Annotated in this window: 10 protein-coding genes; 8 read left to right on the top strand and 2 right to left on the bottom strand. The window is 68.8% G+C overall.

The genetic code is table 11. From position 1 onward, the window contains the following. Nucleotides 1-70: 70 nt before the first annotated feature. Entirely contained in the window at nucleotides 71-1,639 is a 1,569-nt protein-coding gene (gene guaA / locus MSZK_RS26600; RefSeq protein WP_099251533.1) for a glutamine-hydrolyzing GMP synthase, read from the bottom strand. A 63-nt stretch (nucleotides 1,640-1,702) separates the two neighbouring features. Here guaA and MSZK_RS26595 point away from each other — a divergent pair, with 63 nt between their 5' ends. The 3 genes from MSZK_RS26595 (at nucleotide 1,703) to MSZK_RS26585 (ending at nucleotide 5,859) form a co-directional block, all read left to right on the top strand. Beyond that, nucleotides 1,703-2,677, top strand: coding sequence for an alpha/beta hydrolase (locus tag MSZK_RS26595; RefSeq protein WP_099251532.1), 975 nt, complete (start codon nucleotides 1,703-1,705; stop codon nucleotides 2,675-2,677). Between the two features lie 78 nt (nucleotides 2,678-2,755). Then, the gene (locus tag MSZK_RS26590) at nucleotides 2,756-3,499 is read left to right on the top strand and encodes a beta-phosphoglucomutase family hydrolase (RefSeq protein ID WP_099251531.1); all 744 of its coding nucleotides are present in this window, start codon (nucleotides 2,756-2,758) and stop codon (nucleotides 3,497-3,499) included. Then, complete coding sequence (locus tag MSZK_RS26585) at nucleotides 3,496-5,859, top strand: glycoside hydrolase family 65 protein (protein ID WP_099251530.1); 2,364 nt, start codon at nucleotides 3,496-3,498, stop codon at nucleotides 5,857-5,859. Before MSZK_RS26590 ends, MSZK_RS26585 begins: the two co-directional genes overlap by 4 nt. Here MSZK_RS26585 and MSZK_RS26580 read toward each other — a convergent pair. Beyond that, nucleotides 5,856-7,592: a GMC family oxidoreductase gene (locus MSZK_RS26580; protein WP_099251529.1), complete on the bottom strand. Its 1,737-nt coding sequence runs from the start codon at nucleotides 7,590-7,592 to the stop codon at nucleotides 5,856-5,858. The two genes, MSZK_RS26585 and MSZK_RS26580, sit on opposite strands and share 4 nt — an antisense overlap. Before the next feature lie 286 nt (nucleotides 7,593-7,878). Between MSZK_RS26580 and MSZK_RS26575 the strand changes: the two genes are divergently transcribed. Genes MSZK_RS26575 through MSZK_RS26555 form a run of 5 tightly spaced genes read left to right on the top strand, consistent with a single transcriptional unit; the run spans nucleotide 7,879 to nucleotide 14,002 of the window. Then, entirely contained in the window at nucleotides 7,879-8,964 is a 1,086-nt protein-coding gene (locus tag MSZK_RS26575; RefSeq protein ID WP_099251548.1) for a polyprenyl synthetase family protein, read from the top strand. Between the two features lie 19 nt (nucleotides 8,965-8,983). Continuing rightward, nucleotides 8,984-10,510 carry a phytoene desaturase family protein gene (crtI, locus tag MSZK_RS26570; protein ID WP_099251547.1) on the top strand — a complete coding sequence of 509 codons (1,527 nt, stop codon included), beginning with the start codon at nucleotides 8,984-8,986 and terminating at the stop codon, nucleotides 10,508-10,510. Next, entirely contained in the window at nucleotides 10,510-11,487 is a 978-nt protein-coding gene (locus tag MSZK_RS26565) for a phytoene/squalene synthase family protein (RefSeq protein ID WP_099251528.1), read from the top strand. Before crtI ends, MSZK_RS26565 begins: the two co-directional genes overlap by 1 nt. Next, entirely contained in the window at nucleotides 11,484-13,004 is a 1,521-nt protein-coding gene (locus MSZK_RS26560) for an FAD-dependent oxidoreductase (protein ID WP_099251527.1), read from the top strand. Before MSZK_RS26565 ends, MSZK_RS26560 begins: the two co-directional genes overlap by 4 nt. Continuing rightward, nucleotides 13,001-14,002 (top strand): DUF5914 domain-containing protein, encoded by a 1,002-nt coding sequence (locus tag MSZK_RS26555; RefSeq protein ID WP_099251526.1) that lies wholly within the window; start codon nucleotides 13,001-13,003, stop codon nucleotides 14,000-14,002. Before MSZK_RS26560 ends, MSZK_RS26555 begins: the two co-directional genes overlap by 4 nt. The last annotated feature ends 4 nt before the right edge of the window (nucleotides 14,003-14,006 follow it).

The following is a 14,006-nucleotide window of genomic DNA, read 5'->3' as shown; positions in this document are numbered from 1 at the left end:
GCCCAGCCCACGTTGCCGAGCTCAATCCTTGGGACGCTCGATCGAACCCCTGTGCCGACGCGTTGAGTATTTACTCCCACTCGATGGTGCCGGGTGGTTTGCTCGTGATGTCGAGCACCACCCGGTTCACCTCGCGCACCTCGTTGGTGATGCGCGTCGAGATCCGCTCGAGCACCTCGTAGGGCACCCGCGTCCAGTCGGCGGTCATCGCGTCCTCGCTGGACACCGGTCGCAAGACAATCGGATGCCCATAGGTGCGTCCGTCGCCCTGCACGCCGACCGAGCGGACGTCGGCGAGCAGCACCACCGGGCACTGCCAGATCTGGTGGTCCAGACCGGCCGAGGTCAGCTCCTCGCGGGCGATCAGATCGGCGCGGCGCAACGTGTCCAGCCGGTCCGCGGTCACCTCACCGACGATGCGGATGCCCAGCCCTGGGCCCGGGAACGGTTGGCGGGCAACGATTTCCTCCGGCAGGCCCAGCTCCCGGCCGACCGCACGCACCTCGTCCTTGAACAACAGCCGCAGCGGCTCGACGAGCTTGAACTTCAGGTCCGCAGGCAGACCGCCGACGTTGTGGTGGCTCTTGATGTTCGCTGTTCCCGTGCCGCCGCCGGACTCGACGACGTCCGGATACAGCGTGCCCTGAACCAAGAATTCGATCGGGTGCCCATCGGAATCGCCTTCGGCCAGCAGGTCACGCACCGAGCCCTCGAATGCGCGGATGAACTCGCGCCCGATGATCTTGCGCTTGCCTTCGGGGTCGTGCACGCCCGACAACGCCTCCAGGAAACGCCCCTCGGCGTCCACCGTCACCAGTCGGGCTCCGGTGGCCGCGACGAAGTCGCGTTGCACCTGGGTGCGTTCGCCGGCGCGCAGCAGACCGTGGTCGACGAACACACACGTCAGACGGTCACCGATGGCCCGCTGAACCAACGCGGCGGCCACCGCGGAATCCACGCCGCCGGACAGGCCGCAAATCGCTTTGCCGTCCCCGATCTGCTCGCGCACCTGCTCGATCAGGCTCTCGGCGATGTTGGCCGGTGTCCAACTCGCCCCGATACCGGCGAAGTCGTGCAGGAACCGGCTCAGGATCTGCTGACCGTGCGGGGTGTGCATGACCTCGGGGTGGTATTGCACGCCGGCCAACCGGCGGCCGCGGTCCTCGAAGGCGGCGACCGGTGCGCCCGAACTGACGGCCACCACCTCGAAGCCTTCCGGAGCGGCGGTGACCGCGTCGCCGTGGCTCATCCAGACCGGCTGCATGCCCGGCAACCCTGAATGCAGTTCACCGCCAAGGACTTCCAGCTCGGTGCGGCCGTACTCACTGGTGCCGGTACGGGCGACGGTGCCGCCCAGGGCCTGGGCCATGGCCTGAAAGCCGTAGCAGATGCCGAACACCGGCACGTCGAGGTCGAACACCGCCGGGTCCAGCTGAGGCGCACCCTCGGCGTACACACTGGCCGGACCACCGGACAGCACGATGGCCTGCGGGTCCTTGGCCTTGATCTCCTCCACGGTCGCCGTGTGCGGGATGACCTCGGAGAACACCCGGGCCTCCCGGACTCGCCTGGCGATCAGCTGGGCGTACTGGGCACCGAAGTCGACCACCAAAACAGGACGAGGCGATGGGGATGTCACGGGTACTGAGTCTAGTGGGCCGCAGCCGCCGGTCCGCCCTGCGGCGCCGGTAGCCTTTCGCAGATGAAAGCCCTGCCTGCGGCCTTGGCCGCCACCGTGGTGGCATTGGGGCTGCGACGCCACCTGGCCACCCGCGAGGCGGTGGCCGCGGTGCCCGCCGAATTCCGCAGCCCGCTGCTGCCCGTCCTGACCGGTGACACCACCGCCCGCTCGCTGCGGCTCGCCAGGCTGGCCTCCCGGATCACCCGCCGCCCCGGCCCGGGCGTGACGCTGAGCAGGCAGCGTGTCGCAGGCCGCCACGTGCTGGTGCTCACCCCGACGAGCCCCAGTGGTGCGGCCCTGCTCTACATCCATGGCGGCGGCATGGTGGTCGGCTCCCCGCATGCGGAGGTCGGAGGAGCTGCGAAGCTGGCGCGCGGGCTGGGCGCCGTCGTCGTCTCACCCGACTACCGGCTGGCACCCGAGCACCCGTTCCCGGCCGCGCTCGACGATTGCATGGCGACCCTGCGCTGGATGCGGGCCAACGCCGAGCAGCTCGGCGCCGACCCCGACCGCATCGCCGTGACGGGGTCCAGCGCCGGCGGCGGGCTGACCGCGGCGGTCGCCCAACGCGCCCATGACGAGGAAATCCCGTTGCGCGCCCAGGCGATGGCCTACCCGATGCTCGACGACCGGACCGTGCTGCGCGCCGACCATGGCGGGCGCGGGCGTTTCCTGTGGACACCGGCGTCCAACCGGTTCGGCTGGACGGCGTATCTCGGCCGCCCGCCCAGAATGTCGGACGCGCCCGAGTACGCCGCCCCCGGCCGCCGCCAAGCCCTGGCCGGCCTAGCGCCGGCCTGGATCGGTGTCGGCGACCTCGACCTGTTCTACGACGAATCCGTCGACTACGCCCGTCGGCTACAGGCCGCCGGTGTCGAATGCGAACTCATCACGGTGCCCGGGATGTATCACGGCGCCGACGGGTTGGCCGCGAAAACGCCTGCGATGCAGGCGTTTCGTCGCGGACTGCTCGATCACCTGCGCAGCCACCTCTGAGACCTTCGTCCCAGCCAGGCATGTTCTCCGGCGAGAACGGGAATGGAGAGCACACCGGTTCCCACGAGGAGGTCGAGCATGCTCGGATTACCCGACGAGGTGCACGCCTGCCTGTTCGACCTCGACGGCGTGCTCACCGACACCGCCACGGTGCACACCCGGGCCTGGAAGACGATGTTCGACGAGTACCTCCGGCAGCGGGCCGAACAGACCGGCGCCGCGTTCGTGCCGTTCGACCCCCACGACGATTACCGCTCCTACATCGACGGCAAGAAGCGCGAGGACGGCGTCCGCTCGTTTCTGGCCGGCCGGCACATCGACCTGCCCGACGGCAGTCCTGCCGACCCGCCCACCAGCGACACCGTCTACGGCCTGGGTAACCGCAAGAACGAGCTCTTCCAACAGCTGCTGGCCCGGGACGGGGTCGACGTCTTCGACGGGTCGCGGCGATACCTGACCGCCGTGCGAGAGGCCGGCCTGCCGGCAGCGGTGGTGTCCTCCAGCGCCAACACCCGCCAGGTTCTGGAGATCACCGGGCTGGACGCCCTGGTGACGCACCGGGTGGACGGCATCACCATTCGCGACGAACACCTGCGCGGTAAGCCCGCACCCGATTCGTTCCTGCGCGGCGCCCAACTGCTCGACACCGCGCCCGCCCACGCGGCGGTGTTCGAGGACGCCCTCGCCGGCGTGGCAGCAGGCCGCGCAGGCAAATTCGGGTTCGTCGTCGGAGTGGACCGGGTGGGGCAAGGCGACGCGCTTGCGCGACACGGCGCCGACGTCGTCGTCACCGACCTCGACCAGCTCCTGGGGCCGCGGTGATCGACGGCGACGCCTTCCCGATCGAGCCCTGGCAGGTCCGCGAGACCCACCTGCATCTGGATCAACTCGCCCAATCGGAGTCGCTGTTCGCATTGTCCAACGGACACATCGGATTACGCGGCAACCTCGACGAAGGCGAGCCCTTCGGAATCCCCGGCACCTACCTGAACTCGTTCTACGAAACCCGCCCACTGCCCTACGCCGAGTCCGGGTTCGGCTATCCCGAGGACGGCCAGACCATTGTCGACGTGACCAACGGCAAGATCATGCGGCTGCTGGTCGACGACGAACCGTTCGACGTCCGCTACGGCGATCTCGACGAGCACGAGCGGATTCTCGACCTCCGGGCCGGTACCCTGACCCGCCGAGTGCGCTGGCGCTCGCCGGCGGGCAAGAAGATCCACCTCGTCTCGACCCGACTGGTCTCGTTGGTGCAGCGCTCGGTGGCCGCGATCGAATACGTGGTCGAGGCGGTCGACGAATTCACCCGGATCACCGTGCAATCCGAACTCGTCGCCAACGAGGACCAACGGGAGCACTCCGACGACCCCCGGGTCTCGGCGGTGCTCAAGCGCCCCTTGGAGCCGATCCACCACGAAGCCACCGATGACGGCTCGCTGCTGGTGCACCGGACCCGGGCCAGCAAGCTCATGATGGCCGCCGCGATGGATCACCTGGTCGAGGTGCCCGGCCGGGTGGAAATCGACACGATGGCCTCGGAGAACCTCGCCCGCACCACGGTGATCTGCGGGTTGCGGCCCGGCCAGCGGCTGCGCATCGTGAAGTTCCTGGCGTACGGCTGGTCCAGCCTGCGGTCTCGCCCCGCGCTGCACGACCAGGTGGCCGGCGCGGTCGCGGGCGCGCGCTACACCGGGTGGGAGGGTCTGCTGCAGACGCAGCGGGACTATCTCGACGAGTACTGGGATTGCGCGGACGTCGAGGTCGACGGCGATCCGGATTGCCAGCAGGCGGTGCGGTTCGGCATGTTTCACGTACTGCAGGCCAGCGCCCGGGCCGAGCGCCGGGCGATTGCGGGCAAGGGCCTCACCGGACCCGGCTATGACGGTCACGCGTTCTGGGACACCGAGGGTTTCGTGCTTCCGGTGCTCACCTACACCAAACCCGGCGCGGCCGCCGACGCGCTGCGATGGCGCGCGTCGATCCTCGGGATGGCCAAGAGACGCGCCGAGCAGCTCGACCTGCGGGGGGCGGCGTTCCCGTGGCGGACCATCCACGGCGAGGAGTGTTCGGCCTACTGGCCGGCCGGCACCGCCGCCTGGCACGTCAACGCCGACATCACGATGGCGTTCGAGCGGTATCGCACGGTGACCGGCGATCATTCGCTGGAATCCGATTGCGGGCTCGCGGTTCTCGTGGAGACCGCACGGCTGTGGAAGTCGCTGGGCCATCACGATCGCGACGGCGTGTGGCATCTGGACGGTGTCACCGGCCCCGACGAGTACACCGCGGTGGTCCGCGACAACGTGTTCACCAACCTGATGGCCGCCCACAACCTGCGCGCCGCCGCCGACGCGTGCACACGCAACGCCGAGGTCGCCGAAGCGCTGGGAGTCGACACCGAAGAGACCGCAGCCTGGCGCGACGCCGCCGAGAGCGTGGCGATCCCCTTCGACGAGGGGCTGGGCGTCCACCAGCAGTCGGAGGGGTTCACCCGGCTGCGGGAGTGGGACTTCACCGAGGACACCGGCTATCCGATGCTCTTGCACCAGCCGTATGTCCGGCTCTACCCCGCCCAAGTGATCAAGCAGCCCGATCTGGTGCTGGCGATGCAGTGGCACAGTCACGCGTTCACCGACGACGAAAAGGCGCGCAACGTCGACTATTACGAGCGGCGCACAGTGCGGGACTCGTCGCTGTCGGCCTGCACCCAGGCCGTCATGTGCGCCGAGGTCGGCCATCTTGAACTGGCGCACGCCTACACCGCGGAAGCGGCCCTGATCGACCTGCGCGACCTGCACCACAACACCCGCGACGGCCTGCACATGGCGTCGCTGGCCGGAACGTGGACGGCGCTGGTCGCCGGTTTCGGCGGACTGCGCGACGACGAACACATTCTTTCGCTGGATCCGCAACTACCCGAAGGAATTTCACGGCTGAAGTTCGGAGTGCACTGGCGCAACTACCGGTTGGCCGCCGAGATCGACCACCAGTCGGTCACTTACACGCTGCGCGACGGACCCAACGGCACCCTGGCCATCCGGCATTCCGGTGACCAGCTGACGCTGAACACACGCGAACCCACGACGGTGGCCGTGCGGACCCGGGTGGCTCTGCTTCCCCCACCCCAACAGCCCCCCGGACGAGCGCCGCAGCGCCACATCCAGCGGACCGAGTGCTAACTCCCCGTGTTGATCGGCTCGATAGGCAGGTGACGGAGACCGCCCGGCGCATCGACAGGCACGACCGGATTCTTGGGTTCGATCGGGGCCAACCGCCGGTAGGGCTGCCCCTGGGCCGGGCGCTGGTCGTCCTCACCGGAGTTCGGCCACAACGCGGTTGCCCGCTCGGCCTGGGCGGTGATCGACAGCGACGGGTTCACACCGAGGTTGGCCGAGATCGCCGCGCCATCCATCACGTGCAGGGTCGGATAGCCGTACACCCGCTGGTAGGGGTCGATGACTCCGCGCTGCGGGCTGTCGGCGATCGCCGCGCCACCGAGGAAGTGCGCGGTCAGCGGGATGTTGAACAACTCACCCCAGGTGCCGCCGGCCACCCCGTCGATCTTCTCGGCGATCCGCCGGGTCACCTTGTTGCCCACCGGGATCCAGGTCGGATTGGGCTCGCCATGACCCTGCTTGCTGGTCATCCGCCGCCTGCCGAGCACACCGCGTTTGGTGTAGGTGGTGATCGAGTTGTCCAGATGCTGCATGACCAGCGAGATCATCGTCCGCTCGCTCCATCGCCGCGGACTGAGCATCCGCAGCATCCCCTTCGGATCCTCACCCGCGTTGAGGAACAGCTGCTTCCAGCGCGGCACGTCGGAGCCCTCCGGTCCCGGGCCGTCCGTCATCAGCGTCTGCAGCAGACCCATCGCGTTGGAGCCTTTGCCGTAGCGGCACGGCTCGACGTGCGTGTCGGGACTCGGGTGGATGGACGACGTGATGGCCACGCCGTGGGTGAGGTCCAGGTCGTCTCGCGCCTCCAGCCGCCCGGCGCCCACGATGGACTCCGAGTTGGTCCTGGTCAGGACCCCGAGTTTGTCCGACAACTTGGGCAGCCTCCCGCTGTCGCGCATCGCGAACAGCAGGTTCTGGGTGCCCCAGGTGCCCGCCGCCAGAACCAGCTGGCGGGCGGTGAACGTCCTGCGGCCCTTGCGGGCCCACCGGCCGGTGCGCACCGTGTCGATCTCCCACACCCCGTCGGGCCGCTGCGCGAATCCGCTCACCGTGGTCATCGGAAAGACCTGTGCCCCAGCACGTTCAGCCAGCCCAAGGTAGTTCTTCACGAGCGTGTTCTTGGCGCCGTGCCGGCAACCCGTCATGCACTCGCCGCACTCGATACAGCCGGTGCGGGCGGGGCCCACCCCGCCGAAGTACGGATCGGGCACGGTCTTGCCCGGTGTCTTCTCACCGCCCACGCCGAAGAACACTCCGACCGGCGTGGGTGTGAAGGTGTCCCCCACCCCCATCTCGTCGGCGACCTCCTTCATGATCCGGTCGGCGTCGGTGAAGGTCGGGTTCTTGACCACGCCGAGCATCCGCTGGGCCTGGTCGTAGTGCGGCATCAGTTCGGCGCGCCAGTCGGTGATGTCCTTCCACTGCGGATCGTTGAAGAACGGGTCCGGCGGTACGTACAAGGTGTTGGCGTAGTTCAGCGAACCGCCGCCGACCCCGGCGCCGGCCAGGATCATCACGTTGCGCAACAGGTGGATGCGCTGGATGCCGTAACAGCCGAGCCGCGGCGCCCACAGAAACTCCCGCAACCGCCAGGACGTCTTGGCGAATTCGTGGTCGGCATAGCGCCTGCCGGCTTCCAGGACGCCAACTCGATAGCCCTTTTCGGTGAGCCGCAGCGCGCTCACGCTGCCGCCAAAACCCGAACCGATGATCAGCACGTCGAAATCCGGCTCCATCGAACCAGTATGAACTTACCGGCAGGTAACAAGCTAGCGAGGGACGCCTAAGTCTGCCGCTACACTGGCGCACACGCGATTGATTCATTAAGTTAATGGTTAAATAAGTGAATGAGACGCCGCGCTCAGATGCTCCAGTTCTGGGCCTGCGGCCAGTCTCTCGGCGAAGGGTTACGAAGCGGTGAATGAGGACCATCGCGAGCCGACTCCAAGCCGTCAGCGCGAGGGAGCATTGGTGGGGAATGTGGCCGAATGTGCACAGGTCACGGTGGCCGAGTCCGCATCGATGAGCCTGCTGGGCCTACCCGAGGTCGGCCAATTCGACTCCTGGCGAACGGATTTACGCAAGACGATCCTGGCGCAGGTGACCGAGTTCATCGCGGCCCGCTGCACCGACACCCTCGGTGACTGCGGTGTCGACGCCGCCGGCGAGACGCTGCTGGAGTTCGTGAACGGCGGCAAGTGCCTGCGGTCGACCTTCATGTATCTGGGTTGGCTGTGCGCAGCCCCACCCGACGACGCTGCGTTGACAGCGACCGGAAGTCTGGAACTCATCCATGCATTTGCCCTGCTGCAGGACGACGTCATGGACAATTCCCCGTCCCGTCGCGGTCGACCCTCGGCCCACATCCAGCTCGCCGACTGGCACGGCAAGCGCGGCCTGGCCGGATCGTCGCAGCGCTTCGGCGAATCGGCCGCCGTCCTGCTGGCCGATCTGTGTCTGATCTGGGCCGAGCGCGTCCTCCGGGAAAGCGGCCTGAGGTCCGAGCAGCTCGAGCGCGCGTGGCCCCGCTACGACGCCATGCGCACCGAGCTGGCCACCGGGCAGTTCGCCGACCTCGCCCTCGACATCCGCAAGTCCCCCACGCTGGACTCGGTGCTACGGGTGGCGAGGATGAAATCCGGAAACTACACCGTGCGGCGGCCACTGGAAATCGGCGCGGCGATGGCCGGCTGCGATGAGCACACCCTGACCCGGCTCGGCGACTATGGCGTCGCGGTCGGCGAGGCGTTCCAACTCCGCGACGACATCCTCGGGATCTTCGGGGCGCCCACGGCTACCGGCAAACCCAACGGCGGGGACCTGCTCGAACGCAAGGCCACCGCCGTGATGGTGACCGCCCACCACATGGCCGACCCGGCCACCCGCGCGCAATTCGGCGAACTGATCGACAGCGCGCATCTCGACGAAGCCGACCTGGAGCGCTGGCGCAACCTGATCGTTGCCACCGGCGCGGTGCAACGGATCGAAGACCTGATCGCCGAGCGGGTCCAGACCGCGCAGGACGCGCTGGACGACAGTCGCATCGACGGATCGATAAGGGCGGCCCTGCTGGACATGGCCAGTGTCTGCACGAGCCGGGCCGCGTGAGCAAGGGGGTGTGGGTCTGATGCGAACTGTCTCGGGGCCGACCGACCGGGTGATCGTCGTCGGTGCAGGCTTCGCCGGTCTGTCCGCTGCGCTGCATTTGGCCGGACGCGGCCGAGAGGTCACAGTCGTCGAGCGCGAGCCGTGGCCCGGCGGGCGAGCGGGCCGGCACGACGTCGGCGGATACCTGGTCGACACCGGCCCCACGGTGATCACCATGCCCGACCTCATCGACGAGGCGTTCGCCGCAGTCGGTGAAAACACGTCATTGCGAGTGGAACTGCTTCCGGTCGAACCGGCCTACCACGCGAAGTTCGCCGATGACGCCGGCATCGACGTCCATACCGACGCCGACCGGATGGCCACCGCGGTGCGCGACTTCGCCGGTCCACGAGATGCCGCCGGCTACCTCGCACTGCGGGAGTGGCTCGACAAGCTGTATCGGACCGAGTTCGACGGTTTCATCTCGTCCAACTTCGACTCCCCACTGTCGATGCTGGCCCCCCAGCTGGCCCGGCTGACCGCGCTGGGCGGATTCCGCAAATGGGAGACGATGGTCAAGAAGCACATCGCCGACCCGAGACTGCGACGGGTTTTCACCTTCCAGTCGCTGTACGCCGGCGTGGCTCCGCAACAGGCGCTCGCCGTGTACGCGGTGATCGCCTACATGGACACCGTCGCCGGGGTGTACTTCCCGAGGGGCGGAGTCCGCGCACTCACCGACGGCTTGGCCGCGGCGGCCAAGACCGCGGGCGTGGAGTTCCGGTACTCCTGCACCGTCACCGAGCTGGAGCGCACGTCGGACCGGGTCAGCGCCGTCATCACCGACAACGGTGAGCGCATCGGATGCGACGCGGTCGTTTTGACGACGGAACTGCCGCTGACCTACCGATTGCTGGGCCGCCGGCCCAAGCGGGCATTGCGGCTGCGGACGGCACCCTCGGCGGTGGTGGCGCACGTCGGCTGCCGGGCGCGCACCGAAGACGGTGCGTCTCGCTCGCACCACACCATTCTGTTCGGCGACGCGTGGGAGGAGACGTTCACCGACATCATCCGCGACGGCCGCCTCATGCGGGACCCGTCGCTGCTGGTGACCTGCCCGACTGCCAGCGACCCCAGCCTCGCGCCCCGGGACCGCGACCTGCTCTACGTGCTGGCGCCGGCGCCGAACCTGTCCCACGGCGGCGTCGACTGGGCCGACGTCGCCGCACCGTACGCGCAGTCCATGCTCGACACCGTCGAGCGGCGGCTGCTTCCGAACCTGGGTGACGACGTCGAACTGCTGCATCTGGACACCCCCGTCGAGTGGGCCCGACAGGGAATGATCGACGGCACGCCGTTCGCGCTCGCGCACAACTTCGCCCAAACCGGGCCATTTCGGCCGGCCAACCTGGTCCGCGGGATCGAGAACGCAGTGCTGGCCGGGTCGTCGACCACCCCCGGTGTCGGCGTACCGACCACCCTGATCTCCGGGCGACTGGCCGCCGACCGGATCACCGGCACTGCGTCCCGGTCGACGACATACCTCGACACGAAGGCCCGGAGCTGATGATCCACACCGAACTGTCGGCCGCCGGAATCGAGGATCCCCGGCTGCGCGCGGCATACCGGCGCTGCCGTCGCATCGCGGCTAAGAACGGGCGGACGTACTTCCTGGCCACCCGGCTGCTGGCCCCCGATCAGCGTCCCGCCGTTCACGCGCTCTACGCCTTCGCCCGCTACGCGGACGACATCCTCGACGAACTCAACCCAGACCTGGACGCCGGAATGCGCGGCGAACGACTGCAACAGTTCTCCGAGCAGTTCTTCGCCGGGGCGGGGCGTCACGACGAGCCGGTCCTGATCGCCGTGGACCACACCATCGCCCGCTACCGCATTGCCGGCGACCTGTTCGAGGACTTCCTGCGGTCGATGCGCATGGACCTCAGCGTCACCGACTATCCGAACCGCGCCGCACTCAACCACTACATGCGCGGGTCGGCGGAAGTGATTGGCCTGCAGATGCTTCCGGTGCTGGGGACGGCCGGCGACCCGGCCGAGGCCGAGCCGTACGCGACCGCGCTGGGCCAGGCCTTCCAGTTGACCAACTTTCTGCGTGACGTCAACGAGGACCTGGTGCGTAATCGGGTGTATCTGCCCGCCGACGAACTGGCCGCCCACGGCGTGGACCGGGAGCTGTTGGCTTGGTGCCACGACAATCGCCGCACCGACCCGCGGGTGCGCAACGCACTGGTGGACCAGCACGAGACGACCCGGAAGATCTACCGGTTCGCCGCCGAGGGCATCGACACCCTGGCCCCGCGGTCCCGCCCGTGCGTCGAGACGGCGCTGACCCTCTACTCGGAGATCCTGGACCGGATCGAAGCATCCGATTTCGCGGTGTTCAGCCACCGGGCCACCGTGGGCACCGCGCGCAGGGTGCAGGTCGCGGGTGGCGCGCTCGTCCGATCCTGGCGGGCCCGGCGGGCCGACCCGGGAACGCCGCCGGGCAACCGGCCCGAACGCCAGGGCCCCGGTGCCGCATGACTGACCGCCGCCGCGAGCGCCATCCCGGACCGCAGGGATTGGCCGACGCCGATGCCCTGGCCACCCAGCCCCGGGCAGTGATCGTCGGAGCAGGTATCGCCGGCCTGACCGCCGCGACGGCGCTGGCCGAACGCGGCGTCATCGTCGACGTCGTGGAGAAGCAGGACCACCTCGGCGGGCGGGTCGGCGGCTGGACCGAACACCACGACGGTGCCGACTACGCGATGAACCGCGGATTCCACGCATTCTTCCGCCAGTACTACAACCTGCGCGCCCTGCTGCGGCGCGTCGACCCCGAGCTGCGGATGCTGACACCGGTCGAGGACTACCCGTTGATCGACGGGGCGGGCCGGCGCGACACCTTCCGCGGGCTGCCCAGGACGCCACCGTGGAACGCGCTGATGTTCGCGTTGCGCAGCCCGACGTTCCGGCTGCGCGACATGGTTCGGATGGATGCCCGCGCCGCCGCGCCGCTGGCCACGGTATCGGTACCCGAGACCTACCATCAGCTCGATCACGTCGATGCCGAAACCTTCCTGAAGAACATCAATTTCCCGGAATCGGCGCGTCATCTCGCGTTCGAGGTGTTCTCCCGCAGCTTCTTTGCCGAGCCGTCACAGCTGTCCGCCGGCGAACTGGCAACGATGTTCCACATCTACTTCCTGGGCTCCAGCGAAGGGCTCATCTTCGACGTCGCGAACGACAACTTCGATGCGAGCCTGTGGAATCCGTTGCGGGACTACCTGAGTCATCGCGGCGTGCGGTTCGCGATGAACACCGCGGTTCGCTGCATCGACGCCGTCGGCGCGGGCTTCCGCGTGCATACCGATGCCGGGGATGCCATTGACGCCGACGCCGTCGTGCTGGCCACCGACGTCGCCGGCCTGCAGGCCATTGCCGCCCAGTCCCCGAGGTTGGGAAACACGGTATGGCACGAGCAGATTCGACAACTCCGCAACGCTCCGCCGTTCGCCGTACACCGGCTGTGGCTGGACCGGCCGGTCGGCGCCGACCGGCCGGCCTTCCTCGGCACGTCGGGCCATGAGCCGCTGGACAACATCAGCGTGCTGGACCGCTACGAAAGCCAGGCCGCCGCGTGGGCCCGCCGTCACCACGGCTCGGTCGTCGAATTGCATTCCTATGCGCTCAACGGCGCGACACCGAGCCACGAGGCCCTGCGCCAGCTGCACAAGCTCTACCCGGAGACCGCATCGGCGACGGTCGTCCACGAGCGGGTGCTGGAGCGAAACGACTGCCCGCTGTTCACCCCGGGGACCTACACCCGCCGCCCCCAAATCCTCACCCCGCAACCCGGTTTGGTGTTGGCCGGCGACGGCATTCGGGTGGACCTGCCGGTCGCTCTGATGGAACGGGCCGCCACCACCGGCTGGCTGGCGGCCAACCACGTGCTGGCGCGCTGGGGACTCACCGGGCACGACCTGTACACCGTCCCCACCCGCGGCAGGTCGGCACTGCTGCGCTCGCTGGCTTTGCGCGAGGAGACCAGGACTCGATGACCCTCGCAGATCAACTACGCCGACGGTGGCCCAAACAGTGGCCGCTGCAGATGGTTCCGCGCGTCGCCTGGACACAGCAGCGACCGCTGTACGCCGAGGCACAGCCGGCGATCATCAACGCGGCGCTGGACCGCGCCCTTCACCGACCGACGGGAAACTGGTTCGCGTTCGCGGCCAGCGACGAGGTTCGCGGTGACCGGCCGTTCGGGACGCGGGTCGCCGGGGTCGAACTGGTGGCGTGGCGCGGCGCTGACTCCGAGCTCATCGTCGGGCCGGCCGGATGTCCCCACCTCGGCGCGGATCTGGCGACCGGCACGGTGTCTGACGGCACCTTGTTCTGCCCCTGGCACGGGCTGGCGATGACCGCCGCGGGGTGTGCTCTGAGATGGCGTCGGCTGCCCGGCCACGACGACGGTGTGCTGGCCTGGGTCCGCCTGGATTCGGTCGGCGGCGAGACGCCGCTGGATCGTCCGGTGGTTCCCAGCCGCCCCGAGGGCGCCACCCTGGCCGCGGTCACCCGCGTCGTCGGCGCGTGCGAACCCAGCGACATCATCGCCAACCGCCTGGACCCATGGCACGGCGCCTGGTTCCATCCGCACTCGTTCGCACTGCTCGACGTGCTCAGCACGCCAACCGAAGACGACGACCGCTTCGTGGTGTCGGTGACCTTCCGGGTCGGGGGGCTGGGTGTGCCCACGATCGCCGAGTTCACCTGCCCGGACGCCCGCACCATCGTGATGCGCATCGTCGAGGGCGAGGGGGTGGGCAGTGTCGTCGAGACGCACGCCACCCCGCTCGGGCCCGGGCCGAAAGGGGGGCCGAACGTGGCGGTGCTCGAGGCGGTGGTCGCACAGTCGCCGCGCCCGGGGTTCCGGGCGGCGCGCGCGCTGGCACCGGTGGTCAAGCCGCTGGTCCGGCACGCCGGCCACCGACTCTGGCGCGACGACCTGGAGTACGCCGAACGCAGATATCAGCTGCGGCAACGCGGATCGGGATAGCCTT

Origin of the sequence: Mycobacterium sp. shizuoka-1 (genome assembly GCF_002723835.1) — a bacterium.
GTDB lineage: Bacteria > Actinomycetota > Actinomycetes > Mycobacteriales > Mycobacteriaceae > Mycobacterium.
This window is presented reverse-complemented; position numbering and strand designations above follow the sequence as displayed.